Source organism: Streptomyces fagopyri (assembly GCF_009498275.1).
Taxonomy (GTDB): Bacteria; Actinomycetota; Actinomycetes; order Streptomycetales; family Streptomycetaceae; genus Streptomyces; species Streptomyces fagopyri.
In genome coordinates this window covers 3,398,354-3,423,172 of record NZ_CP045643.1, presented here as the reverse complement: position 1 = coordinate 3,423,172, position 24,819 = coordinate 3,398,354, and the positions used below count along the sequence as shown (strand labels likewise).

28 protein-coding genes are annotated in these 24,819 nt (G+C 71.9%); 14 read left to right on the top strand and 14 right to left on the bottom strand.

Annotation, left to right across the window (positions count from 1 at the left end; genetic code table 11):
* The first annotated feature begins 72 nt into the window (after positions 1 to 72).
* Positions 73 to 1,134, top strand: coding sequence for a family 2 encapsulin nanocompartment cargo protein polyprenyl transferase (locus tag GFH48_RS14560; RefSeq protein ID WP_153288683.1), 1,062 nt, complete (start codon positions 73 to 75; stop codon positions 1,132 to 1,134).
* 196 nt (positions 1,135 to 1,330) lie between these two features.
* Positions 1,331 to 1,957: a GNAT family N-acetyltransferase gene (locus GFH48_RS14555; RefSeq protein ID WP_153288682.1), complete on the top strand. Its 627-nt coding sequence runs from the start codon at positions 1,331 to 1,333 to the stop codon at positions 1,955 to 1,957.
* A 469-nt stretch (positions 1,958 to 2,426) separates the two neighbouring features.
* Here the strand turns inward: GFH48_RS14555 and GFH48_RS14545 are convergent, their stop codons facing one another.
* Together GFH48_RS14545 and GFH48_RS14540 are read right to left on the bottom strand one after the other, a co-directional pair.
* Entirely contained in the window at positions 2,427 to 3,188 is a 762-nt protein-coding gene (locus GFH48_RS14545; RefSeq protein WP_153288680.1) for a YoaK family protein, read from the bottom strand.
* A 215-nt stretch (positions 3,189 to 3,403) separates the two neighbouring features.
* A complete protein-coding gene (locus tag GFH48_RS14540; protein WP_153288679.1) occupies positions 3,404 to 3,970 on the bottom strand; it encodes a TetR/AcrR family transcriptional regulator in 567 nt (188 codons plus the stop codon).
* A gap of 86 nt (positions 3,971 to 4,056) precedes the next feature.
* Between GFH48_RS14540 and GFH48_RS14535 the strand changes: the two genes are divergently transcribed.
* Positions 4,057 to 4,986 (top strand): SDR family oxidoreductase, encoded by a 930-nt coding sequence (locus tag GFH48_RS14535; RefSeq protein ID WP_153288678.1) that lies wholly within the window; start codon positions 4,057 to 4,059, stop codon positions 4,984 to 4,986.
* 219 nt (positions 4,987 to 5,205) lie between these two features.
* Positions 5,206 to 5,538 carry a DUF952 domain-containing protein gene (locus GFH48_RS14530; RefSeq protein WP_153288677.1) on the top strand — a complete coding sequence of 111 codons (333 nt, stop codon included), beginning with the start codon at positions 5,206 to 5,208 and terminating at the stop codon, positions 5,536 to 5,538.
* 64 nt (positions 5,539 to 5,602) lie between these two features.
* Here GFH48_RS14530 and GFH48_RS14525 read toward each other — a convergent pair whose 3' ends face one another.
* The 4 genes from GFH48_RS14525 to GFH48_RS14510 form a co-directional block, all read right to left on the bottom strand.
* Positions 5,603 to 6,385, bottom strand: a complete 783-nt coding sequence (locus tag GFH48_RS14525; RefSeq protein WP_153288676.1) for a VOC family protein — start codon at positions 6,383 to 6,385, stop codon at positions 5,603 to 5,605.
* An 88-nt stretch (positions 6,386 to 6,473) separates the two neighbouring features.
* Positions 6,474 to 7,331: an ATP-grasp domain-containing protein gene (locus tag GFH48_RS14520; RefSeq protein ID WP_153288675.1), complete on the bottom strand. Its 858-nt coding sequence runs from the start codon at positions 7,329 to 7,331 to the stop codon at positions 6,474 to 6,476.
* A 143-nt stretch (positions 7,332 to 7,474) separates the two neighbouring features.
* Positions 7,475 to 7,891, bottom strand: coding sequence for a VOC family protein (locus tag GFH48_RS14515; protein WP_153288674.1), 417 nt, complete (start codon positions 7,889 to 7,891; stop codon positions 7,475 to 7,477).
* A gap of 49 nt (positions 7,892 to 7,940) precedes the next feature.
* Positions 7,941 to 8,324, bottom strand: coding sequence for a helix-turn-helix transcriptional regulator (locus GFH48_RS14510; RefSeq protein WP_381916611.1), 384 nt, complete (start codon positions 8,322 to 8,324; stop codon positions 7,941 to 7,943).
* Positions 8,325 to 8,499: 175 nt separating this feature from the next.
* Here GFH48_RS14510 and GFH48_RS14505 point away from each other — a divergent pair, with 175 nt between their 5' ends.
* The 4 genes from GFH48_RS14505 (at position 8,500) to GFH48_RS14490 (ending at position 12,113) form a co-directional block, all read left to right on the top strand.
* Positions 8,500 to 9,132 (top strand): hypothetical protein, encoded by a 633-nt coding sequence (locus GFH48_RS14505; RefSeq protein WP_153288672.1) that lies wholly within the window; start codon positions 8,500 to 8,502, stop codon positions 9,130 to 9,132.
* 101 nt (positions 9,133 to 9,233) lie between these two features.
* Positions 9,234 to 9,473 carry a ferredoxin gene (locus GFH48_RS14500; RefSeq protein ID WP_153288671.1) on the top strand — a complete coding sequence of 80 codons (240 nt, stop codon included), beginning with the start codon at positions 9,234 to 9,236 and terminating at the stop codon, positions 9,471 to 9,473.
* Entirely contained in the window at positions 9,463 to 10,857 is a 1,395-nt protein-coding gene (locus tag GFH48_RS14495) for an NAD(P)/FAD-dependent oxidoreductase (RefSeq protein ID WP_153288670.1), read from the top strand. The genes GFH48_RS14500 and GFH48_RS14495 overlap by 11 nt, the downstream gene beginning before the upstream one ends.
* Before the next feature lie 23 nt (positions 10,858 to 10,880).
* Positions 10,881 to 12,113 (top strand): cytochrome P450, encoded by a 1,233-nt coding sequence (locus tag GFH48_RS14490; RefSeq protein WP_153288669.1) that lies wholly within the window; start codon positions 10,881 to 10,883, stop codon positions 12,111 to 12,113.
* Between the two features lie 183 nt (positions 12,114 to 12,296).
* Here GFH48_RS14490 and sodN read toward each other — a convergent pair whose 3' ends face one another.
* On the bottom strand, positions 12,297 to 12,692 hold the full coding sequence (sodN, locus tag GFH48_RS14485; RefSeq protein ID WP_023546844.1) for a superoxide dismutase, Ni: 396 nt from the start codon (positions 12,690 to 12,692) through the stop codon (positions 12,297 to 12,299).
* A 144-nt stretch (positions 12,693 to 12,836) separates the two neighbouring features.
* Between sodN and sodX the strand changes: the two genes are divergently transcribed.
* Positions 12,837 to 13,271 (top strand): nickel-type superoxide dismutase maturation protease, encoded by a 435-nt coding sequence (gene sodX, locus GFH48_RS14480; protein ID WP_153288668.1) that lies wholly within the window; start codon positions 12,837 to 12,839, stop codon positions 13,269 to 13,271.
* On the opposite strand, the gene GFH48_RS14475 is transcribed toward sodX, so the two are convergent.
* Positions 13,175 to 13,804: a CGNR zinc finger domain-containing protein gene (locus GFH48_RS14475; protein ID WP_153288667.1), complete on the bottom strand. Its 630-nt coding sequence runs from the start codon at positions 13,802 to 13,804 to the stop codon at positions 13,175 to 13,177. The genes sodX and GFH48_RS14475 overlap by 97 nt on opposite strands.
* 100 nt (positions 13,805 to 13,904) lie before the next feature.
* Here GFH48_RS14475 and GFH48_RS14470 point away from each other — a divergent pair, with 100 nt between their 5' ends.
* Positions 13,905 to 14,693 (top strand): class I SAM-dependent methyltransferase, encoded by a 789-nt coding sequence (locus GFH48_RS14470; RefSeq protein WP_153288666.1) that lies wholly within the window; start codon positions 13,905 to 13,907, stop codon positions 14,691 to 14,693.
* A gap of 135 nt (positions 14,694 to 14,828) precedes the next feature.
* Here GFH48_RS14470 and GFH48_RS14465 read toward each other — a convergent pair whose 3' ends face one another.
* Genes GFH48_RS14465 through GFH48_RS14455 form a run of 3 tightly spaced genes read right to left on the bottom strand, consistent with a single transcriptional unit; the run spans position 14,829 to position 17,559 of the window.
* Positions 14,829 to 15,581, bottom strand: a complete 753-nt coding sequence (locus GFH48_RS14465) for an amino acid ABC transporter ATP-binding protein (protein WP_153292909.1) — start codon at positions 15,579 to 15,581, stop codon at positions 14,829 to 14,831.
* A 41-nt stretch (positions 15,582 to 15,622) separates the two neighbouring features.
* Positions 15,623 to 16,561, bottom strand: a complete 939-nt coding sequence (locus GFH48_RS14460) for an amino acid ABC transporter permease (RefSeq protein WP_153288665.1) — start codon at positions 16,559 to 16,561, stop codon at positions 15,623 to 15,625.
* Between the two features lie 38 nt (positions 16,562 to 16,599).
* The gene (locus GFH48_RS14455) at positions 16,600 to 17,559 is read right to left on the bottom strand and encodes an ABC transporter substrate-binding protein (protein WP_153288664.1); all 960 of its coding nucleotides are present in this window, start codon (positions 17,557 to 17,559) and stop codon (positions 16,600 to 16,602) included.
* 541 nt (positions 17,560 to 18,100) lie between these two features.
* On the opposite strand from GFH48_RS14455, the gene GFH48_RS14450 reads away from it, so the two are divergent.
* From GFH48_RS14450 to GFH48_RS14435, 4 genes are all read left to right on the top strand, one after another.
* Positions 18,101 to 19,348 (top strand): NAD(P)-dependent malic enzyme, encoded by a 1,248-nt coding sequence (locus GFH48_RS14450; RefSeq protein ID WP_153288663.1) that lies wholly within the window; start codon positions 18,101 to 18,103, stop codon positions 19,346 to 19,348.
* 281 nt (positions 19,349 to 19,629) lie between these two features.
* Complete coding sequence (locus tag GFH48_RS14445; RefSeq protein ID WP_153288662.1) at positions 19,630 to 20,595, top strand: zinc-binding dehydrogenase; 966 nt, start codon at positions 19,630 to 19,632, stop codon at positions 20,593 to 20,595.
* A 167-nt stretch (positions 20,596 to 20,762) separates the two neighbouring features.
* A complete protein-coding gene (locus tag GFH48_RS14440) occupies positions 20,763 to 20,972 on the top strand; it encodes a helix-turn-helix domain-containing protein (protein ID WP_153288661.1) in 210 nt (69 codons plus the stop codon).
* Complete coding sequence (locus GFH48_RS14435) at positions 20,972 to 21,538, top strand: Clp protease N-terminal domain-containing protein (RefSeq protein WP_153288660.1); 567 nt, start codon at positions 20,972 to 20,974, stop codon at positions 21,536 to 21,538. Before GFH48_RS14440 ends, GFH48_RS14435 begins: the two co-directional genes overlap by 1 nt.
* Before the next feature lie 82 nt (positions 21,539 to 21,620).
* Here GFH48_RS14435 and GFH48_RS14430 read toward each other — a convergent pair whose 3' ends face one another.
* The 3 genes from GFH48_RS14430 to GFH48_RS14420 form a co-directional block, all read right to left on the bottom strand.
* Positions 21,621 to 22,715 (bottom strand): helix-turn-helix transcriptional regulator, encoded by a 1,095-nt coding sequence (locus tag GFH48_RS14430; RefSeq protein WP_153288659.1) that lies wholly within the window; start codon positions 22,713 to 22,715, stop codon positions 21,621 to 21,623.
* A gap of 1 nt (position 22,716) precedes the next feature.
* Complete coding sequence (locus GFH48_RS14425) at positions 22,717 to 23,619, bottom strand: DUF4097 family beta strand repeat-containing protein (RefSeq protein ID WP_153288658.1); 903 nt, start codon at positions 23,617 to 23,619, stop codon at positions 22,717 to 22,719.
* Positions 23,620 to 24,520: 901 nt separating this feature from the next.
* Complete coding sequence (locus GFH48_RS14420; RefSeq protein WP_053730670.1) at positions 24,521 to 24,703, bottom strand: DUF6104 family protein; 183 nt, start codon at positions 24,701 to 24,703, stop codon at positions 24,521 to 24,523.
* Between the last annotated feature and the right edge of the window lie 116 nt (positions 24,704 to 24,819).

Genomic DNA, 24,819 nt, shown 5'->3' with positions numbered 1-24,819 from the left:
GGGCCGGGGGGACCGAAGCCCCGGCAGAGCGCGGAGGAGTCCCTGGCCGGACGGGGCTCTGCCGGGAGGCCCATGGACGGGAGGCCCATGCATCAACAGGTTCCTCCTGCCCCGCCCGACGGGCAGGAAGCGGCGGCCATCCTGGAGCGCGCGCGGGCGTCCGTCGACCCCGAGCTGCGCAGGGCCATCGACTCGCTGCCGGGCTCGATGCGCCGGGTCGCGCTCTACCACTTCGGCTGGGAGCACGCGGACGGCACCCCGGCGGCGGGCAACGCGGGCAAGGCGATCCGCCCCGCCCTCGTGCTCACCGCCGCGGGAGCGCTCGGCGGGCAGCACGCGTCGGCCGTACGGGCCGCCGCCGCGGTGGAGTTGATCCACAACTTCACGCTGCTGCACGACGACGTCATGGACCGGGACACCACCCGCAGACACCGGCCCACCGCGTGGACCGTGTTCGGCGACGCCGCCGCGATCCTCGCGGGGGACGCCCTGCAGGCGCTCGCCCAGCGGCTGCTGGCCGAGGACCCGCACCCGGCGTCCCCGGCCGCCGCCGCCCGGCTCGCGTCCTGCGTCGTCGAGCTGTGCGAGGGACAGCACGCCGACACGGCCATGGAGAAACGCGGCCCGGGCGAGGTCACCCTCGACGAGTGCCTCGCCATGGCCGAGGCGAAGACGGGCGCGTTGCTCGGCTGCGCCTGCGCGCTCGGGGGGCTCTACGCGGGAGCGGACGACGAGGACGTCGAGGCACTGGACGCGTTCGGCCGGGAGGCCGGGCTCGCCTTCCAGCTGATCGACGACGTGATCGGGATCTGGGGGGACCCGAGCCGCACCGGCAAGCCGGCCGGGGCGGACCTCGTCGCCCGCAAGAAGTCCCTGCCCGTGGTGGCCGCGCTCGGCTCCGGCACCCCGGCGGCGACGGAACTCGCCGAACTGTACGGAGTTCCCTACGAGGAAGGGGGGTTGGAGCGCACGGTGCTCGCCGTGGAGCGGGCGGGGGGCCGCGACTGGGCGCAGCTCCAGGCGGCCGACCGGATGTCCCGGGCGATGCACGAGCTGTCCCGGGCGATCCCCGACCCGGAGGCCGCGGGCGGTCTCCTGGCACTCGCGGAGTTTGTCACGCGACGCAGTAACTGAAGTCGCCGAAGGGCGGTTGAAGACCCCGGGGCCGCCGGGACCGTACGGCACCTGACCTCCGTACGGTCCCGGGCTCCGGTCGGGGCGGATCCCGCGCATCCCCACGGTGCGCGGGGCCCGCCCCTCTGTCGCGCGCGGCTCCCGCTAGGCTGCGACGGCCGTACGGCCAGGGGTGGTTGAGGCGAAGGGGCGGGACATGGGAGTGGCGATTCGGGCGGCGGGCGAGGGCGATCGTGAACGGGTCGTCCAGTTGCTGGACGAGGCGTTCCAGGACGACCCGGTGAGCGGCTGGGTCTTTCCGGACGCGGCGCACCGCCGCGGCCGGCATCCCCGGCTGATGGAGGTGTTCGCCGACATCGTGTTCGCCGAGGGCCGGATCGACATCACGCAGGACGGCGCGGCGTGCGCTCTGTGGCTGTCGGTGCCCGCCGACGACACCCACGCTGACGCCGGCCCCGCGGACGACGACGGCCCGGTCCAGCTGCGTGAGGCCGTGGACCCCGACAACGTACGGGTCGAACTGATCGGCCGGCTCACCGCCGCGATCCACCCCGCCGACCGCGCCCACGAGTACCTGTGGATGATCGCCGTGGCACCGGAACGCCAGGGCGAGGGCCTCGGCGGCGCGCTCGTCCGCTCGGTCCTCGACCGCTGTGACCAGGAGGGCGTTCCCGCGTATCTGGAGGCGAGCAACGAGCGCAGCCGCGCGCTCTACGAACGGCTCGGGTTCGCCGACACCGGCCACCCCCTCGATCTGCCGGACGGCCCGCGGATGTGGCCGATGTGGCGCGAGCCGCGGGCGGGATCGGCGACGGGGGTGTAGCGGGTGCGGGGCCCGCCCGCTCTCACCCCGGTCGCACGGAGGGGCGCCGGTCCGGGGCCGGGCCTACCCTGAGGGCATGGGCACCGATGAGTTTGTCTGCCCCGCCTGTGAGCAGCCGGTCGCCACGGTCGTGCGGCGCCGCAAGACACTGGGCGCGTTCGTTCCCGTCTGGGGTCCTGGCCCCTGCCACAACCCACGGTGCGAGGCATGTGCGGAGTCCGGGGCCTTCCCGGCGTCGCGTGATCTCGGGGAGGCCGGCTCCTCCCGGTGGCCCCGTGATCCCCGTGATCCCGGCGATCCGGGGAGGACCGCCGGAGGCCGGTGGACGGCGGACAAGCGGGCCACGGAGAGATCCTGATCCGTGCGGACACGCGCGGCTTCGGCGAGGGGCTGGTTCCGCGAGGCGTCCGGAGTCTGCGGGGTCTCCGGGTTCCGTAGGGTGCCCGGCCCGCCGGGGTGCGGGGGTCCGTCAGGAGGTCCGGGGTGCGGGAGGCCCGTGGCGGGGCAGGTCGGGATGGACTCCCGACAGCGCCAGCACGACGACGATCGTCGCGACGACGAGGAGCGCGCGGCCCGTGCCCCACGGCGCCATGAGCGTGCCCAGGGTCCCGCCCACGAACATGCCGCAGATGGTCGCGGTGAGACGGGTGCGCGCGAGCCGTCGCAGCGCCCCCTGCTCGCCGTCCGGCACCCGTGGCGCGGTGGCCACGTCCGCCACCAACTGCACCAGGGACATCTGGAGGAGGAGCGTCGGCATGCCCGGCACCGCCACGCGCAGTACGACGGCGGACCTCACCCCCATGGCGAGGGCGACGACCGCGAGGACGACCAGGTCGGGGCCGTGAGCGAGGGAACCCGTGCCGCGCAGTGCCAGGGCCAGTGACCCCGCGACCGCGAGAAGGGCGCCTTCGGCGGCCAGCGCCGTCCGGAACCAGCGGCGTCGCCGCGCGCCGAGCGCGCGGATGACGAAGGAGGCCGTGGCCACTCCGGCGGCGAAGGTCACGAGCGCGACGGTCGGCCGGACCGCGGAGACGTGGCCGGATCCGGCCACCGCGAAGGTCAGGAACAGCACGTTGCCCGTCTCGAGCGCGGCGAACACCCGGCCCATGGTCAGGAAGGTGATCGCGTCGATCGCCCCCGCGACCACGGTGAGCACCGTCATGATCACGGTCGTGCGGAGCTGGGTGCGGTCGACGGGGGCGGGTGCGGAGGCGGTGGAACTTTCGGACATGGGCCAGTGTCAGCAGATTGCGGGCCCGAGCGGCCGGCCCCGAGGCGACACGCAGGGGGAGTACCGCCGTCTGCCGCAGCCGCAGCCGCAGCCGCAGCCGTGGGCCGATGCCGGGCCGACGAGGGGCGCGCGCGTCTCCGCGATCCGCTCTCCGGCGCCCGGCCGGCGTTCACCTGATCCGGTGGCCGGGGTTCACCTGATCCGGACGGGAAGGCCTACCGGCCCGCGGTCACGGCCTTGAGCTCGGCCAGCGATTCCCGCATCAGCCGCTCCATCCCACGTTCCTCGGCCGCCATGATCCAGCGCTCGAAACCGACCTTGAAGACGGCGACCCCGGCCTCGGCGGTCAGGCTCGCCGCGGGCTCCGTGACACCGCGCCCACGCAGGGCGTCGGCGAGCGCGGCCGCCATCGAGGCGAGCTTGATCAGCTCGCGTTCCTGGAGCTCCGCGTTCGCCATGATCACGGCGTGCCGTGCGCGCGCGAAGTCGCGGCGGTCGGCGAACAGCTGGGAGACGGCGTCGAGCCCCACCGCCATCGCGTCGATCGGCGCGGCGGCCTTCGGGGCGTCGGCGACCGCCCGCACGAAGAGCTCCTGCAACTCGCCGGAACCGGCGAACAGTACCTCGCGCTTGTCGGCGTAGTGCCGGAAGAAGGTGCGCTCCGTGAGCCCGGCCCGTCGGGCGATCTCCGCCACGGTGGTCTGTTCGAAGCCACGCTCGCTGTAGAGCTCCAGCGCGGCCTTCGCCAGGCGCCCGCGCGCGTTCGGCTCCCATCTACCCATGGGCAGATCCTACGTGATGACAGTTACTGACATCGGGTGTTAGCGTTGATGACAGTAACTGACATCAATGGGTTTGGGGTTTCTCCATGCGCATCTTCGTGACCGGCGCCTCCGGCTGGATCGGTTCCGCCGTCGTTCCCGAACTGACCGGTGCGGGGCACCAGGTCGTCGGACTCGCCCGCTCCGAGGCCTCCGCCGACGCGCTCACCGCGGCCGGAGCGGAGGTGGTACGCGGCACGGTCGACGATCTCGACGTGCTCCGGGACGCGGCCGCCGCGTCGGACGGGGTGATCCACCTGGCCTTCAAGCACGACATCGCCTTCGCCGGCGGTTTCAAGGACGCCGCGGAGGCCGACCGCCGCGCCGTCGATGTCCTCGGTGACGCGCTCGCGGGCACCGACCGCCCCTTCGTCCTCGCGTCCGGCGTGGTCGGCCTCGCCCCCGGCCGGCAGGCCACCGAGCGGGACATGCCAGCCGTCGACGGCTCGCCGATCTCGATCCGGATGGCCACCGCCCGGGCGGTGCTCGCACTGGCCTCGCGCGGGGTGCGCTCGTCCGTGGTCCGGGTCTCTCCGACCTGCCACGGCGACGGGGACAACGGTTTCATGGCGGCCCTGGTCGACATCGCCCGTGCCAAGGGCGTCTCCGGCTACCTCGGCGACGGAGCCAACCGCTGGCCGGCCGTCCACCGCCTGGACGCGGCACGCCTGTTCCGCCTGGCGGTCGAGAAGGCCCCCGCCGGATCGGTGCTGCACGGTGTCGCGGAGCAGGGCGTCGAGATCCGTGCCGTCGCGGAGGTGATCGGCCGTCACCTCGATGTGCCGGTGACCGCCGTGGCGCCCGAGGACGCGGCCGGGCACTTCGCCTGGCTGGGTCCCTTCCTCGGCCTCGACTCCCCGGCGTCGAACACCCTCACGCGCGAACTGGTGGGCTGGGAGCCGACCGGTCCCGGGCTCCTCGAGGACCTCGACAAGGGCCACTACTTCGCCACCCCCGCCGGCGAGATCCCCGCCTGACCCGACCGGTCGTGACGGTGCTCCCGCGCGGTACGCGAGCAGTGCCGCGCGGGGAGCGCGCCCCGCGCCCGGTGCGCAGGCCGGGGAACGGAAGGGAACGGCAGGCAGGAGAAAGGAGCGGAAGCGGGAGGACGGCCGGGAGGGGAAGCGGGTGGACGGCCGGGAGGGGAAGTGGGAGGGGAAACCGTGACCGTGCGCCCAGCGCCGTAGCGTGGGGGCATGTCCGAACCCCTGTTGCACATCACCGAGCGCTCGCTGTGGGACGCGGCCCGCGCGTCCGGCGCGTACGAGATGTCCACGCGTGGCCGCACCCTCGGGGAGGAGGGCTTCATCCACTGCTCGACGCGGGCCCAACTCCCGCGGATCGCCGCCTTCCTGTACGGGACCTACGAGGGGCCCGACGACCTGGTGGTCCTGGTCGTCGACGCCGGACGGCTGGAGGTGCCGGTGCGGTACGAGGCCGTGAAACCCGGCGGTGAGGAGTTCCCGCACGTCTACGGGCCGATCCCGGTCTCGGCGGTGGTGGACGTGGAGGTGTGGGACCCGGCGTAGGCCCTCGCTCTCGTGGGCGGGGCGCCCGCCTGTGCCGACGGGCCCCGGGTGCCCGGCCGCCCGTCTACACCGGGAGGCCGGTGCCCGGGTCGCGGCCCGTCAGGCAGTACGTGCCGCCGGCCGGGTCGCGCATCACGGCCCAGTGCGTGCCGCGGCCGGCGAGGGTGGCACCGAGGTCTTCGTGGTGGGCACGGACGGCCTCGATGTCCGAGCAGGCGAGGTCGAGGTGGGCCGAGGTGGGGCGATCGGCGCCGAGGCGCTGCACGAGGACGCGGACGGGCAGGGCGGCGGGCGGCCTGATCACATGGAACTCCGGCAGTGAGCCGGGGTGGGACTCCCATCCGGTGAGCCCGCTCCAGAACGCGACCTCCGCCTCGTAGCGGACGGGTGCCACGTCGACGCACACCTGGTCGAGGCGGCTGGTGACGCCGGGGGGTCCCTCGACCACCGGCGGCCGTACCGATTCCCCCTGCCACGGGACCGCGCAGAACAGCAGGCCGCCGGGGGAGCGCAGTACGGCCCAGCCCCCGTCGTCGTCGATCCCGTTGTCGGCCACGGTCCGGGCTCCGAGCCGCAGCGCCGACTCCACCAGCGCCGCCACGTCCTCGACGGCCAGATCGAGGTGCGCGCCGCCCTCGCCCTCCTCGACGCCCTGCGCCTTCAGACAGGCGTCGGATCCGTCCGGCAGCAGCGTCACGAACTCGCCCTGTTCGCCGCGCGGCGAGGACGGCTCGGTCCCCGTGACGGAGGTCCAGAAGGCGAGGGCCGGCCCGAAGTCCTTCCTGGCGCGGTCGACGAAGGCGTGGGTCCACCGGATCGGTTCGGTGCCGCGGATCGGTTCGGGCATCGTGCGGTTCCCCTGTTCGGACTGCGCGGGCTTTTCGGACTGCGCGGGCTGCGCGGGCTGCGCGGGCTGTTCGGAAGGTGCGGACCGTTCAGACGGTTCCCGCGGCACCTCGTACCGTCTCCTGTCCCAGCAGACCGCGCAACGACTCCTTCATCCGCGCGACGAAGGAGTCCCGCGCGGCGGGGGAGAGCACGTCCAGCGACAGATACGGGTTGAGGTCCTCCAGCTCCACCAGGAGCAGCTCGCCGTCCGGTGCCCGGCAGGCGTCGACGCGCTGGACGCCGTACGCGATGTCGTTCCAGTCGACGAACCGCTGCGCGAACTCCCGGTCCCGCTCGGTCGCTTCGTACGGTTCCAGATCCCATCGCCGGTCCGGGCGGGGTGCGTACAGGGCGTACTGGAAGGCCCGGTCGACGAAGTAGAAGGACACCTCGTAGCGGAAGTCGACACGCGGCTGGACGAGACGGTCGTCGTACGACAGCCCGGCGAGCCGGTCGCGCGGCACGAACTCCAGGCCTATCGAGTCCGCTCCCAGCTTCGGCTTGACCACGTACGTGTCGACGTCCGGCAGCCGGTGCAGGTCCCGGGCGCGGTCGACGGTGGGGATGACCGGGAACCCGGCCGCGGTGAGGTCGAGCAGGTACTGCTTGCCGGCCATGTCCCCCTTGCCGGAGAGCTGGTTGTACACGCGGACGCGGTCCGCGAGCGCCCGCTGCCGGAAGGCGTCGTACTCCGCCCGGTAGCCCAGCACCGGCCCGCTGTTGCGGACGACCACGGCGTCGAAGCCGGCCATCAGCGCGACCGCGTCCAGCGGATGGCACACGGCGACGTCGAAGTCCTCGCGCAGCCGGGAGGTGAGGAACACGTCCTCGTCGCCGTACCGCCGGCCCTTGGCCGGATAGGCCAGGTCACTGACGTAGAGGAGGCTGGAGCGCGCGGACGGCATGGGTGTCTCCGGTGGTGAGCGGTGCGGCGGGGCCGACGCAACGGTAACCGGGGACGGGCAGCCGGGGGCGGGACTCGGGACCCGCCCCGGGACCCCGAGACCCCGGGACCCCGGGACCCGCCCCCGGAGGGAGGCGGCCGTGGTCAGACCGCGGGGCGCTCCTTGAAGCGGAGGAGGTTGCCGGCCGGGTCGCGGAACGCGCAGTCGCGGGCGCCCCACGGCTGGTCCGTCGGCTCCTGGAGGACCTCGGCGCCGGACGTGCGGACCCGTTCGTAGAGGGCGTCGCAGTCGGTCGTCGTGAAGATGACCCCGCGCAGGATGCCCTTGGCGAGCAGCTCGACCATGGCCCGCTTGTCGGCGGGGGAGGCGTCCGGGCTCGCGTCCGGGGGCTCCAGGACGATCTCCACGTCCGGCTGGAGCGGCGAGCCGAGGGTCACCCAGCGCATCCCCTCGAACCCGACGTCGTTGCGTACCTCCAGGCCCAGGACGTCCCGGTAGAAGGCGAGTGCCTTGTCGTGGTCGTCCACGGCGACGAAGCACTGGGAAAGTTTCAGGTCCATGACCCCCAGGCTAGGCCGTGCCGGGGCCTTCGCGCGGGGTGGACGGGAGCTACAGGCGCGTCCCCGGTTCCCCCTCGTCCGGCCTCCGGTGGCGGGAGGGGCGGGTCAGACGGCGCGTCACGCAGGGCGGGATGGGGGCGCCGTGGTCGTGCGGGCGCGCCCGGTACGCGCTCGGGGTCTCGCCGACCAGCTCCGTGAAGCGGGAGCTGAAGGAGCCGAGCGAGGTGCAGCCCACCGCGAGGCAGACCTCCGTCACCGTCAGGTCGCCGCGCCGCAGCAGGGCCTTGGCCCGCTCGATCCGGCGGGTCATCAGATAGCCGTACGGCGTCTCCCCGTACGCGGCGCGGAAGCTGCGCTGGAAGTGGCCGGGCGACATCAGCGCCGTGCGGGCGAGCGCGGCGATGTCCAGCGGCTCCGCGTACTCACGGTCCATCCGGTCGCGCGTCCGGCGCAGCCGGACCAGGTCCTCCACAGTCACCTCTCCAGGATGGCACGGGCCACCGACAGCGGGGAGAGGCCGTCACCCCCGCGGGTGCCCCCGGTGGCGTGCGGGCACGTGGGCCTGCTTGCTGGACCGAGAGGCGATCCGGGAAGGAGGGCGGGCGACGATGGAGGCGAACGACGAGCGGCTGCGGACACCGCGGGCCGCCGGCATGGCCGGGGCGGTCTTCGCGGTGCTGCTGGCGGTGGCGATCGTCCTGGTGCGGATCTCCGTCCCCGCCGGGAACCCGCCCGGTGCGAGGATCGATCCCGGCAAACGGTGGGCGGTGCAGACGGCGCTGGAGATCCTTCCTTTCGCGGGGATCTTCTTCCTGTGGTTCATGGGCGCCGTGCGCGCGCGGGTCGGTGACGCCGAGGACAGGTTCGTCGCCACGGTGTTCCTGGGCAGCGGGCTGATCTTCGTCGCCACGATGTTCGCGGCCGGCGCCGCCGCGGGCACGGTCCTGGACGAGACGCGGTCCTCCGACTTCGGGCGCTACTTCGCCTACACGATGATGACGACGTACGCGCTCCGGGTGGCGGCCGTGTTCGTCTTCACGACCTCGACCATCGGACACCGCCTCGGGGTCCTGCCACGGTCCCTCGCCTTCCTCGGATACCTCGTGGGCGTGGTCCTGCTCGCCGCGGGGTCCACCCTGCCCTGGTCCGAACTGGTCTTCCCGGCCTGGGCGCTGATCGTCAGCCTCCACATCCTCCGCGTCGGCCTGCGCGAACCGCGCCGGTCCGGGAGCCCGCGGTGACCCCGTCGCCCCATCGGACGCTCCGGCGAGCGGGTCCGCGCCCCCTCCCGCATGCTGGACGGCGAGGGGGCGGGACGGGGCCACGGAAAGGCTGTTCCTCGGTGAGACTTGTCGTCGATCTCAACCGCTGCCAGGGGTACGCGCAGTGCGCGTTCCTCGCTCCCGACGTGTTCGCCATGCACGGCGACGAAGCCCTGCTCTACAACCCGGAGGCCGAGGAGGAACGGCGCGACGACGTGGCGCGTGCCGTCGCGGCCTGTCCCGTCCAGGCCATCACCGTGGACGCGGGCGACCGGGGCGAGAACGCGGGAACGGACCGGGAGGTCACCGGTGAGCGGTGACGGATCCCTCGACCGGCTCAAGCGCGACGGACGTGTCGTCGTCGTGGGCGCCTCGCTCGCCGGGCTGCGGGCCGCGGAGACCCTGCGCGAGAAGGGGTTCACCGGTTCCCTGACGATGGTCGGGGACGAGCCCTACGAGCCCTACGACCGGCCCCCGCTGTCCAAGCAGGTCCTGCTGGGCCGGGCGGCGCCGGACCGTACCTCCCTGCCCCGGCGCCGCGCGATCGACGCGCGGTGGCGTCTGGGGGTCCCCGCCACCGGCCTCGACATGGCGGCCCGGCGGGTACGACTGGCCGACGGCGACGAGGTGGAGTACGACCGGCTGCTGATCGCCACCGGCGTCCGGGCCAGGCCCTGGCCGAGGGAGAGCGAGGCGGAGCTCGACGGCGTCTTCGTCCTGCGCACCCGCGACGACGCGACCGGCCTGGCACGCGCGCTCGGGCAGAACCCGCGCCGTGTGCTCGTCATCGGTGCCGGGTTCACCGGCTCGGAGATCGCCTCCGCCTGCCGGGAACGCGGGATCGCCGTCACGGTCGCCGAACGGGCCGCCGCGCCCCTGGTCGGCGCGCTCGGCGGGGTCGTCGGCCAGGTCGCGGCCGAACTGCAGCGTGAGCACGGCGTCGACCTGCGCTGCGGGATCATGGTGACCAGCCTGGAGGGCGACTCCGCGAACCGGGTCCGCGCCGCCCATCTCTCCGACGGGAACACCGTCGAGGCCGATGTGGTGGTCGTGTGCCTCGGCGCCATGCGCAACACCGAGTGGCTCGCGGGATCCGGACTGGGCGCGGGCCCCCGCGGCATCGCCTGCGACGCCGGCTGCCGGGCCTTCGACATCCGCGGCATCGTCACCGACGACGTCTACGTGGCCGGCGACGTGGCGCGTTCCCCCCATCCGCTGTTCGGCTACCAGTTCCTGTCCCTGGAGCACTGGGGCAACGCCGTCGCGCAGGCCGAGACCGCGGCGCACAACATGATGAGCGACAGCGTGGACCGCCGTCCCCACATCTGGGTGCCCGCCTTCTGGTCCTCGCAGTTCGGCGTGAACATCAAGTCCGTGGGGGTGCCGTCGATGGGGACGGAGATCCTCATCGCGCAGGGCGCCCTGGGCGAGCGCAGATTCACCGGCGTGTACGGGTACCAGGGGCGCGTCATCGGCGCCGTCACCTTCGACCAGACGAAGTGGCTGCAGTTCTACCAGCAGCTGATCGAGACCACAGCGCCCTTCCCGCCGTCCTTCCCGACCGTGGACCGCCGCCCCGAGGGCCAGCGCCCGGTGGACGCGGACTTCCCCGACCCGTCAGTGCCCACGAGCGGCCCGACCGTCACCCTCACCGGATATTCGCCGGCCGACCGGCGGATGACGTTCACCCCCGCCGGGCACTGATCCGACGCTCCCGAGGACGCACCATGACGCAAGCCATCCTGCGGCAGATCATCGACTACTCCCACCGCGCGAACCCCTACCCGCTGTACGAGGAACTCCGCGAGACCCCCGTGTACCACGACGCGGACGGGCCCTACGTCGTCAGTAAGTACTACGACATCCAGAGCCTGCTGCACGATCCGCGGGTCAGCTCCGACGCGCGCAACCTGAAGGCGACGGCGGGCGATCCGCTGGGCGACACGGAGGAGGAGTCGGCGCTGCCGCCGGCCTTCCTGCGGCTCGACCCCCCGGAGCACGACCGGCTGCGGCGCATGACGAACCGTCCCTTCGGACCCCCGCACTCCCCGCGGCGCGTCCACGAGATGCACGGCGAGCTGGAGGACATCGTCTCCGGGCTCATCGACGGCATCGGCGACCCGGAGCGGATCGACCTGGTCGACCAGTTCTCGTACCCCTTCCCGGTGACCGTGATCTGCCGGCTCCTCGGGGTGCCGCGCGAGGACGAGCCCCGCTTCCACACCTGGGCGGACATCCTTGCCGCGAGCCTGGACCCCGTCCCGGGCGCCGACGCGGGCGAGCGCGCCAAGGTCTCGAACAACGCCCGTACGGAGCTGGGCATGTACCTGGCCGGGCTGATCGAGGAGCGGCGCAAGAAGCCGGGCGAGGACATGCTGTCGCAACTGGCCACCGCGCAGGGGCCGGACGGCGCCATGACGACCATGGAGGTCATGAGCACCGCGGCGCTGCTGCTGATCGCCGGTCACGAGACGACGGTCAACCTCATCACCAACGGGATGCTGACCCTGCTGCGCAACCCCGGCATCCTGCAACGGCTGCGCGAGGACCCGAAAATGGCCGTCCCCGTCGTCGAGGAACTGCTCCGGTTCGAGCCGCCGGTGCAGCTGCTGCCGCAGCGCAGCACCCTCGCCGACATCGAGGTGCGCGGCGTGACCATCCCCAAGGGCTCGTCGCTGTGGCTGGTGCTGGCGGCCGGCAACCGGGACCCCGACCGCTTCGAGGACCCGGACCGGTTCGACCCGGACCGCGGGGACATCCAGCACCTGGGCTTCGGCAGCGGCATCCACAGCTGCTTCGGCGCTCCGCTGGCCCGGCTGGAGGCACAGCTCGCGCTCGCCGAACTGGCCCGCAGGCTGGAGAACCCCCGGCTGGTGGAGGACCCGCCCCCCTACCGGCAGAACGCGGTCCTGCGTGGCCCCCGGCACCTGCCGATCGCCTGCGACGGCATCCGCCCGTAGCGCGACGTCACCGGATCTCCGGGTCCGTTCCCGGCGATTCCCGTCGGGCGTGACCCGGCGTTTGGGCACGACGTGACCCGCACACCCGAAGGGGCCCGGCCGGAATTCCGGCCGGGCCCCTTCGGGACGCCCGTCGACCTGCGAGGGTGCACCGCCCGCCGGTCATGGCGAACGCGGCCCGGATCAGGCCTTCTTGGTCTCCCAGAAGATCTTGTCGATCTGGGCGATGTAGTCCAGCGCCTTCTGGCCCGTCGCCGGGTCGGTGGACGCCTTGGCGGCCGAGAGGGCCTTCAGGGCGTCGTTCACCAGCTGGTGCAGCTCGGGGTACTTCTCGAAGTGCGGGGGCTTGAAGTAGTCGCTCCAGAGCACCGAGACGTGGTGCTTGGCGAGTTCGGCGCGCTGCTCCTTGATGACGGTGGCGCGGGCCTGGAAGTGCGGGTCGTCGTTACCGGCCATCTTTTCCTGGACGGCCTTCACCGACTCCGCCTCGATGCGGGCCTGGGCAGGGTCGTACACGCCGCAGGGCAGGTCACAGTGCGCGCTGACCTTCACCTTGGGGGCAAACAGGCGGGAGAGCATGGAGCTGTCCTTCCTCGTGATCGTCTTCTCAGGTGGGACATTACTCCGTGGGGGACGTCTTTTCGCGAGTGCCCCCATGGGCTTAGGACAAAAGTCCGGGGCGACACTGGGACTGGTGGAGGATGGAGCGGGGAGGTGCCGGTGATGCCGGAGCTGTCGCAGGAGAGCGAACGTGGAAGGGCCGTACTGCCGTTCGGGGCGGCCGAGGTGCGGGGACCCTCGATGGTGCCCACGCTCCAGCACGGGGATCGGCTCGTCGTGCAGTACGGGGCCCGGGTCGGGCCCGGTGACGTGGTCGTTCTGCGTCATCCGTTCCAGCAGGACCTGCTCGTGGTGAAGCGGGTGGCCCAGCGGCGGGAGGCCGGCTGGTGGGTGCTGGGTGACAACGCCTTCGCCGGCGGGGACAGCACCGACTACGGCACGGTGCCCGAGGAACTCGTCCTCGGGAAGGTGCGGTTCCGGTACCGGCCCCTCAAGGACGGTCAGCGTTCGCCGTTCACGCTGGTCCGCTGGGCGCTGTCGGCCGTCAGGCCCGTACTCTCCGACCGGTCCGCCTCCAGGCGCTTGCGGGCCCGGTAGGCGGCCACGTTGGCCCGGGTCGCGCAGCGGTCCGAGCAGTAGCGCCGGGAGCGGTTCGTCGACGTGTCCAGATAGGCGTTGCGGCACGGCGCGGCCTCGCACAGGCCCAGCCGGTCCACACCGTACGAGGTGAGGTGGAAGGCGAGCCCCATGGCGGCGATCGCCGCGTAACCCGCCGTCACGTTCGACGGGTGGTCCGCGAGGTGCATGTGCCACAGCGGGCGTCCGTCGTCGTCCCGGAAGTCGTGCCCGGAGATCTGCGGGCTGACGGGGAACTCCAGGAGCAGCGAGTTCAGCAGGTCGACCGCGAGGGTCTCGTCTCCGCCGTCCGCCGCCTCGAACACGGCGCGCAGCCTCGCGCGGACCGAACGGAAGCGCGTCACGTCGGCGTCCGTGGCACGGCGCGCCGCCGAGGCGTTGCCCGCGAAGAGGTCGCGGACGGCCTCCACCGAGGTGAGCGCGTCCTTGCCCCGGGCCGGCTCCTCGCTGTTGACGAGACGAACCGCGTAGTCCGAGTAATAGGCCAGTTCCACTTGTAGTCCTTACGGAGGCGCTCTATCGTCATGCGTGCGGTCAGGTAACGGCTGATTGCGCTTCCAGGGTATTACGCGGGTGAGTGAAGAGGGGGCTTCCATGACCGTCGGCACCGGAATCGGCCACACCGGGACGCAGGGCACCGGGACCGACTGGCAGGCCTGGCAGGACAGCTGGGACCGGCAGCAGGAGTGGTACATGCCGGACCGCGAGGAGCGCTTCCGGGTGATGCTCGACATGGTCGAGGCCCTGGTCGGCCCCGCGCCGCGCGTCCTCGACCTGGCCTGCGGCACCGGCACGATCACCGCCCGGCTGCTCACCCGGCTCCCGCACGCCACCAGCACCGGCGTCGACCTCGACCCCGCGCTGCTCACCATCGCCGAGGGCACCTTCGCGGGCGACGACCGGGTCTCCTTCGTCACGGCCGACCTCAAGGACCCGCACTGGACGGCCCGGCTGCCGTACGAGTCCTACGACGCCGTACTGACGGCCACGGCCCTGCACTGGCTGCACAGCGACCCCCTCGCGGCCCTCTACGGCCGGATCGCGGGGATCGTCCGGGCCGGCGGTGTCTTCATGAACGCCGACCACATGATCGACGAGTCCACCCCCCTGATCAACGCGGCCGACCGCGCCCAGCGGCACGCCCGGATGGACCGGGCCAAGGAGGGCGGCGTCCTCGACTGGGCCGCGTGGTGGGAACTGGCCGCGCAGGACCCGGTCCTCGCCGCCCCGACCGCCCGCCGCTTCGAGATCTACGGCGAGCACGCCGACGGCGACACCCCGTCCGCCGACTGGCACGCGCGCGTGCTGCGCGAGAAGGGCTTCGCGGAGGCGCGAGCGGTGTGGCGCTCGCCGTCCGACGCGCTGGTGCTGGGGATCAGGTAGTCCGGAGGACCGCCGCCGTCGCCCAGCACCGAGGGTGGCCTCGCGCCGCGCGGCCCCTGGCGGAACCTGTAGCGGTCCGGAACGGCGGATGCCGCCCACCCCTCGCGGGCGGGCGGCATCAGGCCGTGGGAATCCTCAGAGCACCTTGGACAGGAACGACTGCGTCCGCTCGTGCTGCGGATTCGTCAGCACCTCGCGCGGGTGGCCGGACTCGACCACCACACCGCCGTCCATGAAGACCAGCGAGTCGCCCACCTCGCGGGCGAAGCCCATCTCGTGCGTGACGACGATCATCGTCATACCGGACTCGGCGAGGTCGCGCATGACGTCGAGGACGTCACCGACCAGCTCCGGGTCGAGCGCCGACGTCGGCTCGTCGAAGAGCATCAGCTTCGGGTCCATCGCCAGCGCGCGGGCGATGGCCACGCGCTGCTGCTGGCCGCCGGAGAGCTGCGAGGGGTAGTTGCCCGCCTTGTCGGCCAGGCCGACGCGTTCGAGCAGCTGGCCCGCGCGCTCCCGGGCCTGGGCCCTGCTGACCCCCTTGACCTGGACCGGGGCCTCCATGACGTTCTCGATCGACGTCATGTGCGGGAACAGGTTGAAGCGCTGGAAGACCATGCCGATGTCCCGGCGCTTCAGCGCGACCTCGCTGTCCTTGAGCTCGTACAGCTTGTCGCCCTTCTGGCGGTAGCCGACCAGCTCCCCGTCGACGTACAGACGGCCGGCGTTGATCTTCTCCAGGTGGTTGATGCACCTCAGGAAGGTCGACTTGCCGGAGCCGGAGGGGCCGATGAGGCAGAAGACCTCGCCGGACCTGACCTCCAGGTCGATGCCCTTGAGGACCTCGACCGCGCCGAAGGACTTGTGGACGCCTTCGGACTTCACCATCGGCGTGCCGGAGGAGATGTCCTCGGTGGTTTCGTTCTCGGTCATGCCGTCGCCCCCTTCCGGCTCGACAGGGACGTCAGATTGGCCTTGATCTTCTGCAGCGGGGTCGGCGGCAGCTGACGGCTGGAACCGCGGGCGTAGTACCGCTCGACGTAGTACTGGCCCACGCTCAGGACCGAGGTCATGATCAGGTACCAGGCGGCGGCCAGGAACAGCATCTCCACCGGGGCGCCGGAGGTCTGTCCGATGTCCTGGGCGTAGCGCAGGAGCTCGTAGTACTGCACCGCCGACACGAGGGAGGTCGTCTTGAGCATGTTGATGACCTCGTTGCCCGTGGGCGGCACGATCACGCGCATCGCCTGCGGGATGATGATCCGCCGCAGCGTCTTGCCGTGGCTCATGCCCAGCGCGTGCGAGGCCTCGGTCTGTCCCTCGTCGACCGAGAGCAGACCGGCACGGCAGATCTCGGCCATGTACGCGGCCTCGTTCAGGCCCAGGCCCAGCAGCGCCGTCAGGAACGGCGTCATGAAGCTCGACCAGTAGTCCTTGTAGATCGGCCCGAGGTTGATGTACTCGAAGACCAGACCCAGGTTGAACCAGACGAACAGCTGGACGAGGACCGGGGTGCCGCGGAAGAACCAGATGTAGAACCACGCGATGGACGAGGTCACGGGGTTCTTCGACAGGCGCATCACCGCGAGCAGGACGCCGCCGAGGATGCCGATCGCCATCGAGAGCACCGTCAGCAGCAGCGTCTGGCCGACGCCCTTGATGATGCGGTGGTCGAAGAAGTAGTCGGGTACGGCGTTCCAGTTGATCTTGCCCTGGCCGAACGCGTAGATGATCGCGACGAGGATCGCGATCGCGACGACGGCGGAGAGATAGCGTCCGTAGTGCCGGACGGGAACGGCCTTGATGGCCTCCGGCCCGGCCGGAGGAGTGTCCTCCGGCCCTGCCGTCTTGTCGATGTCAACAGTCACGGGTGTTCTTGCCTTTCAGTGCCCGCTCGCGCCCGCGGTCACTTTCCTCCGTTGACCGTGGCCGTCTTGACGGCGCCGGCCTCGACGCCCCACTTCGCTATGACCTTGTCGTACTCGCCGTTCTTGATGACGGCGTCGAGCGCGGCCTTGATGGCGTCGCGCAGCTGGGTGTTGGACTTGGCGACCGCGATGCCGTACGGCGCCGCCTCGACCTGCTCGCCGACGATCTCGAAGTCCTTGCCGCCGCCCGAGGTCTTCGTCGCGTACGCGGCGACCGGGAAGTCCGAGGAACCGGCGTCGGCGCCACCGGCGCGCAGCCGGGTCTGGGCCTGCTGGTCGTTGTCGTAGGCCTCGATGGCGATCTTCTTGCCGCCCGTGCACTTCTTGCTCTCGGACTTGGCGAGGTCCTCGGAGACCGTGGCGCGCTGCACCGCGATCTTCTTGCCGCAGAGGTCGGCCCAGGTCTTGATGTTCTGGGTCTTGCCCTTGGGCGTGTAGATCGAGACACCGGCGGTGAAGTAGTCGACGAAGTCGACGCCCTCGCCGACCTTCTTGCCCGTGTCGGAGTCGATACCGTTCTGGCGGTCCTTGGTGTCCGTCATGGCGGACATCGCGAGGTCGTACCGCTTCGAGCGCAGACCGGTGATCAGAGTGTCGAAGGTCCCGTTCTGGAACTCGAACTTCACTCCGAGCTGCTTGCCCAGGGCGTCGGCCAGGTCGGGGTCGATACCGACGGTCTTGCCGGAGCTGTCGTTGAACTCGACCGGCGCGTACGCGATGTCCGAGCCGACCTTGATGACTCCCGCGTCCCTGATGGCCTTGGGGAGCTTGTCGGCCAGCGGCGCCGAGCTGGTGCTGGCGCTGTCCGAGCCGCTGCCCTTGTCCTTGGTCTGGTCACCGCAGCCGGTGAGTACCAGGGCCCCGGCGACCGCGATCGCGCCGACCGCAGCTATCCGGGAGCGCGTGACGGTCGTACGACGGGTGGAGCGTGCGGTCATGGTGGGTTCCTCCGGCGGATGAGGGAGTTGCCGATGGGTCGACGAGAACACACACCATCGGGTGTCGCGACCTCGTGTGATGACGGCATCTTGCCATTCGGATTGCGCCCTTCAGGGGACCCGCTATGTCAAAATCGGATAACGGGTGACCCCCGGACCAACACTGGGTGCCCCGGTCGTGCCGGATCCTGTGCGGGAATCCCCCCTTCCGACCGGAAGATCTTCGGCGCAGGTCAGGATGCGGGCCGCCGCTCCGGCGCGCTTGCGACGACTTTGCGTCAAATCCTGGACTTGTCCACATATTCGGGTATGAGTCATGTCACCGGCGTGTGAGCTTCGCCTGATGGGCTCGTCCTCGGCGCAGTCCGTCCGGTAAGAAGGTTCTTTACACCCCTCATCCGGGGCTCAGGGCGCGTGTGCGGCGCGCCCGTCGCGTATCCGCCCGTACGCAACCACGGCGGCAGGGCATACGCGGTGCCCGCCCACCCCTCAACCAGGAGTGGTCACCCTCAATCAATGAAGACTTAAGGGGTAAAACAAAGTGGCAGCGGAGATCGTCAATCCTCGCAGCGACAGCAGTACGGGTTCCGAAGGCGACGTGGAGCCGGTGAATTCCGACGGCTCCGTGGACTCGCGGGCCTTCGACCCGGCGTTCGCCCTGCACCGTGGCGGGAAGATGGCCGTGCAGGCCACCGTGCCCGTGCGTGACAAGGACGACCTGTCCCTGGCGTACACACCCGGCGTCGCGAAGGTGTGCAGCGCCATCGCCGAACAGCCCGACCTCGTCAACGACTACACGTGGAAGTCGAACGTGGTCGCCGTGGTGACCGACGGCACGGCCGTGCTCGGCCTCGGCGACATCGGTCCGGAGGCCTCGCTCCCCGTGATGGAGGGCAAGGCGATCCTGTTCAAGCAGTTCGGCGGCGTGGACGCCGTGCCGATCGCGCTGGACTGCACGGGCGTCGACGAGATCGTCGAGACCGTGGCCCGTCTCGCGCCGTCCTTCGGCGGCGTCAACCTGGAGGACATCTCGGCGCCCCGGTGCTTCGAGATCGAGCGGAAGCTCCAGGAACGGCTGGACATCCCCGTCTTCCACGACGACCAGCACGGCACGGCCGTGGTGACGCTGGCGGCCCTGCGGAACGCCGCGAAGCTGACCGGACGCTCGCTGGGCGAACTGCGCGCGGTGATCTCCGGCGCGGGTGCGGCCGGGATCGCCATCGCCAAGTTCCTGCTGGAGGCGGGCATCGGCGACGTGGCCGTCGCGGACCGCAAGGGCGTCGTGTCGTCCGACCGGGACGACCTCACGGACGTCAAGCGGGAGCTCGCCGGGATCAGCAACAAGGCGGGACTCTCCGGCTCGCTGGACGCGGCGCTCGCGGGCGCGGACGTCTTCATCGGCGTCTCCGGCGGCACGGTTCCGGAGCCGGCGGTGGCTTCCATGGCCGAGGGCGCGTTCGTGTTCGCCATGGCCAACCCGAACCCGGAGGTGCATCCGGAGATCGCCCACAAGTACGCGGCGGTGGTCGCCACCGGGCGGTCCGACTTCCCGAACCAGATCAACAACGTGCTGGCGTTCCCCGGGATCTTCGCCGGGGCGCTGCAGGTGCGGGCGTCCCGGATCACGGAGGGGATGAAGATCGCGGCGGCCGACGCGCTGGCCGCGGTCGTCGGGGACGATCTCGCCGCCGACTATGTGATCCCCTCGCCGTTCGACGAGCGGGTGGCACCGGCGGTGACCGCGGCGGTGGCCGCGGCGGCCCGGGCCGAAGGGGTCGCGCGCCGGTGAGGTGAGCGGTTGGGCACCGACTCGCTGGAGAACGGTTCGCGGGCCGCGTGAGCGTGGTTCGAGGGCGGCTTCAGACGTTCCAGGGTCGTTCGAGAGCGGATTGTGCGGCCTCGCCGGGGTTGTCCCCCCGGCGGGGCCGCTTCCTTTGCCCGGGTGTTGGGCCGTACGGCTGGTTCGCGGGCGAGCCCGTACGGGTGTGAGGTGGGCCGCGAGACGGGCGGGACGCGTGTCACAGCGGGACGTGGTTCCGCGGCGCGGGGGCGGAGCCTATCGTCGAGGCCATGTTCGCTGCCTACGCCGCTCGTATCGACCGTGACCAGCCGCTGAACGGCCTGGAGTTGGGGGAGCGTCCGGCCCCCGAGCAGAGGCCCGGCTGGACGACCGTGAACGTCAGGGCCGCGTCCCTGAACCACCACGACCTCTGGTCCCTCAGGGGCGTGGGCCTGGCCGAGGACAAACTGCCGATGATCCTCGGATGCGACGCGGCCGGCGTCGACGAGGAGGGCAACGAGGTCGTCCTGCACTCCGTCGTCGGGCAGACGGGGCACGGGGTCGGCCCCCGGGAGCCCCGGTCGATCCTCACCGAGCGCTACCAGGGAACCTTCGCCGAGCAGGTCACGGTCCCGGCGTGGAACGTCCTCCCCAAGCCCAGGGAGCTCTCGTTCGAGGAGGCCGCCTGCCTGCCGACCGCGTGGCTGACGGCGTACCGCATGCTCTTCACCAACGCCGGGGTACGGCCGGGCGACTCGGTCCTCGTGCAGGGGGCCGGCGGTGGTGTCGCGACCGCCGCGATCGTGCTCGGCAGGGCCGCCGGACTGCGGGTCTTCGCGACGAGCCGTGACGAGGCCAAGCGCAAGCGGGCCGTCGAACTCGGGGCCGTGGAGGCGCTGGAGTCCGGCGCGCGGCTGCCGCAGCGTGTGGACGCGGTCATCGAGACGGTGGGCGCGGCCACTTGGTCGCACAGCATCAAGTCGTTGCGGCCCGGCGGCACGCTGGTGATCTCGGGTGCGACGAGCGGGGACCGTCCCGCGCACGCCGAGCTGACCCGGATCTTCTTCCTGGAGCTCAAGGTCGTCGGCTCCACCATGGGCACCAAGGACGAGCTGGAGGATCTGCTGTCCTTCTGCGCCGCCACCGGGGTGCGGCCCGTCATCGACGAGGTGCTGCCGCTCGACCGTGCCCGGGAGGGGTTCGAGCGGATCGAGGCGGGCGATCAGTTCGGGAAGATCGTTCTCACGGTCGGCTGAGGTCCGGCCGGCGGTGCGGCGGTGCGGCGGTGTGGCCGTGTGGCCGTGTGGCCGGTGTGCGGGGGGAGTGATGGCCGCGGCGGGTCCGGGAGTTGCCCGGCCCGCCGTTCCGCATCCGCGTGTCAACTTTGATTGACGACCGAGGTTCGTCAATGTAGGTTGACGGCATGACGGAAGCAACGGATCTCGCCGAGCGTGCGGGTGACCGCGATCCGCGGATCGGGCTGCGGGCTGTCTCCGCGCTGCGGAGGCTGCTGGATCAGCTGGAGGCGGTGCAGGTGCGCAGTGCGCGCCATCAGGGCTGGTCGTGGCAGGAGATCGCCGCGGAACTCGGAGTGAGCAGGCAGGCCGTGCACAAGAAGTACGGGAGGCAGTGATGTTCGAGCGCTTCACGAAGGATGCCCGGGCCGTGGTCGAGGGCGCGGTCGGGTACTCCGAGCGGGCGGGGGCCGAGGCGGTGGACGAGGAGCACATGCTCCTGGCCCTGCTGGACCGGGAGGGCAGCCGCGGTTCGTTCGCGCTCGCTTCGCTCGGCGCGACAGGACAGCGTGGCTCGGTGGAAGAGGCGCTCGCCGAGACGCGCCGACGGGGCGGGCTCTCCCGCGCTGAGACGGAGGCGCTGTCCGGACTCGGTATCGACGTCTCGGAGATCGTCTCCCGGGTGGAGGAGGCCCATGGAGTCGGGGCGCTGGAGGCGGGCAAGCGGGGCGGGGCCGGCCGGCGGTCCGGGCGCCGGCCGTTCACCCAGGGGGCCAAGGAGACGCTGACGCAGTCCCTTCGCCTGGCGCTCGCCCGTCAGGAGCGGCACATCGGCGACGAGCATCTGCTGATGGCGCTGACCGTGCGGCCCGGTGTGCTCGCGGAGGTACTCGCCGATCACGGGGTCACGTACGAGACGGTGACGCGCGTGCTCTACGGCGACGGGGAGGCCAAGGCGGGGTGAGCCCGCCGCGCGGCCCGCGGGGTCTCTCGGCCGGAACCCGGGGACCCCGTCCCGCCCGGGCGATCCCCGGGCGTCACCGCGGTCAGCTCTTCGGTGTGCGCAACGCGGCCCCGATGTGCGCGGCCGCCGCCGACAGGTGACGGCGTGTCGCGTGGAGCTGGTCCTCCGTCACCCCGTGGTCCCGGGCCGCGTCACGGATGTCGTCCCGGAACCGGTCGAGGAGGCGGTCGAGATCGCGGGCGGGGTCGCCGGTGGAGCTCTCGTGGGCCCAGGAGGGTTCGTAGCCGGCCGGGAAGTCGTCGGGAGTGTGCGAGTAGTCGGGTTCCGGGGTGTGCGCCGAGCCGGATTCCGCCGTGCCCGGGCGGCCGGGACCGGTGTCCTTTCCGAAGGTCTTGCCGAAGTCGCCCCCGAAGGTCTTGCCGAAGTCACCGAATTCCTTGGCGAGTTCGGTGAGGCCCTCGCGGACGCCCGTCGGCCAGTCCCCGCGCGCGAAGTGGTCCTGGACCTGCTCCTGGACCCGCTTGGCCATGCGCTGCATCTCCTCCTGGGCCTGGGCGCGGACCCTCTCCTGCGCTTCCTTGGCCTGGCGGCGCGCCCGCTGGGCCTCGTCGCGTGCCCGCCGGCTCTCGTCCTTGGCGCGCCGGGCCTGCTCCTTCCACTCCTGCTTGACGCGCCGCATCTCCTCCTTCGCGACCCGCCACGACTCCTTGTCGCGGTGGTCCCCGAAGTCCCCGAAGCCGCCCGCGGGACCCTCGTGGTCCGTGGCGTCACCGGCACGCCCGTGGCCGCGCCGGGCCTCCGTGGCCGCCGCCCGCATCTCGCGGCGCAGATCACCCGCGGCGCCCCGCACATCGGCGCGGATCTCCGCGGCCAGCTCCGCGACCGACTCGCGGATCTCCAGCTCCAGATCGGCCAGTTCACCGCTGCGGTCGGCCAGCTCGGCGCGGCCCGCGTCGGTGATCGCGTACACCTTGCGACCGCCCTCGGTGGTGTGGGTGACCAGTCCCTCGGCCTCCAGCTTGGAAAGCCGCGGATAGACGGTGCCCGCCGAGGGCGCGTACAGCCCCTGGAAGCGCTCCTCCAGGAGGCGGATCACCTCGTATCCGTGCCGAGGGGCCTCGTCCAGCAGCTTCAGCAGGTAGAGGCGCAGGCGGCCGTGGGCGAAGACGGGAGGCATCTCAGAGCACCTTCTTGTCGGTCGGGCCGTCCGTGGAGTCGTCGGGCGTGCTGTCCTGGGCGGACGGTGACGGGGCCGGCTCGCGCGGCTCGTCCTCCACCGGTGGCCTGCGGAGCAGGGCGATGGAGCCGGAGGCGGTCACCGCCTTCAGCTTGCCGTTGCCCGCCCCCAGCCGGCCGGTGATCTTCTTGGCGCCCCATTGGCCGGTGACCCGGAGGTCCTCGAAGGCGCTGGAGACGGTGCCGCTCGCGGTGTTGGCCTCCACCTCGGCGTCCGCGGGGTGCGGGAGACGGATGGCGATCTCGCCGGAGACGTTCGTCAGGCGTACGTCGGTGGGGGTGCCCGTGGGGTCGAGGTCCACGATCATCGAACCGCTCACCGAGTCGGCGCGCACGGAGGACCCTGAGGCCTCGACCACGGTCAGATCGCCGGAGACGGAGTGGAACCGCAGATCGCCGGTGACCGCCTGGGCCTCCAGGCTGCCGGAGACGGTGTCCACCCGGACGGGACCGGAGAGCCGTACGAGCGTCGTGTCGCCCGTGACGCCCTTGACCTCCACCGGGCCCTCCACGCCGGAGACCACGGCGGTCGCGCCGACCACGCCGACCTCGACACGCGTGCCGGCCGGGACGGCGAGCGAGACCACCGCGCTGCGGCGCCAGCCCTTGCTGTCGAGCCACTTGAGGAAGCCCTTCCAGGGCAGGTCCTCGTACGCCACGGTGAGCGTGCCGTCCCGCTGGGTCACCTGGAGAGGGGGTCCCTCCACCTGGGAGACCTGGAGCCTCGCGGAACCCTCGTCGGTGCCCACGACGTTCACTGTTCCGTTGACGACGCGCACGTGCAGCGCCGTCACGGGGTCGTCGAAGGTGAGCTTCCTCGGCTCTGCGACGGACCACTCGGACATGGTGCAGACCTCCAGACGACCGGTCCCGGACGGGCTCGGACAGGGAATCGACGCGCCATATCGCGTCTTCCGTCATTCACGATATATCGCGGATACGGAAAGTCAAGACACCCGTTTCGGTGAGATGCGGTGGGAGGCGGCCCGGGGGGAGGGGCGAGGGGCAGCGGGGGAGCGGGACGTGACCTTGCGGGGTGAACCGGGCGATCCGGGCCTCACCCGCGCGGACCAGGAGCGGAGTGGGCCGGTCCCGGGGGCCGGGCACCGGCCGTGCGGGGCCGAGCGCCGGGCAGCCGGGTGTCCGCCGGACGGGTCGGGGCCCTCGCGGGATTCTCGTGCCGAGGGCGAGGGCGAGGGCGTTCTCGTGCGGGGGGCTCGGGCTCGGCTCGGGGCGCACGGCACCACGGCGGCCGGGCTCTCGCGGGCCGGCGGGCGGCCTGGCCACGGCCCACGGCCTCTCGGGTTGCCGGCCCCTCGGCCCACGGTCTCTCCGGCCCACGGCCCGCAGCCGACGACGGCGCGCTCGGGCTCACGTACCACCGGCGGCGCGCCCTCGGCTGAGCTGAAGGGAAGCCGGGACGCGCACGGACCAGGGTCCGCGCGGCCCGCGCCGCCCGGCAGCGCAGGCGCGCGCTCCTGGGGGGACGCACGCCCCCGCGGTGGAGGTACGCCCCCGGTACAGGCACCCGCAAGTACAGGTACGCCCTCGCGGCGCGCACACGCTCGGCCCCGCAACGCGTGGACGCCCGCCCCCGCAACGCGCGGACGCCTGCCCCGCAACGGTGCGTACGCCCGCCCCGCGACGCGCGTACGCAACCCGGCAGCGGACGCGTGACCGGCGGTCGAGGCGTGACATGTCACGCCTCACGCTCACGGGACCCGCACGGTCGGGACGGGACGGGGACTACTCCTCTTCGTCCTCGTCGTCCAGCCGTGCCAGCCACGTCGCCAGCCGCTCCACCGGTACCTCGAAGTCCGGGTTGAGGTCGACGAACGTGCGCAGCTGCTCGGCGAGCCACTCGAAGGTGACCTCCTCCTCGCCGCGCCGCTTCTCCAGCTCCTCGATGCCACGGTCGGTGAAGTACATGGGCGGTGCTCCGGTCGGTGAAAGGGAACGGGACTGACGGGGGAAGATGCCGCGGGCCCGGCCCCCCCGAGAGGGAACCGGGCCCGCGACGACGTACGGAACGCCGTGTCCGAGAC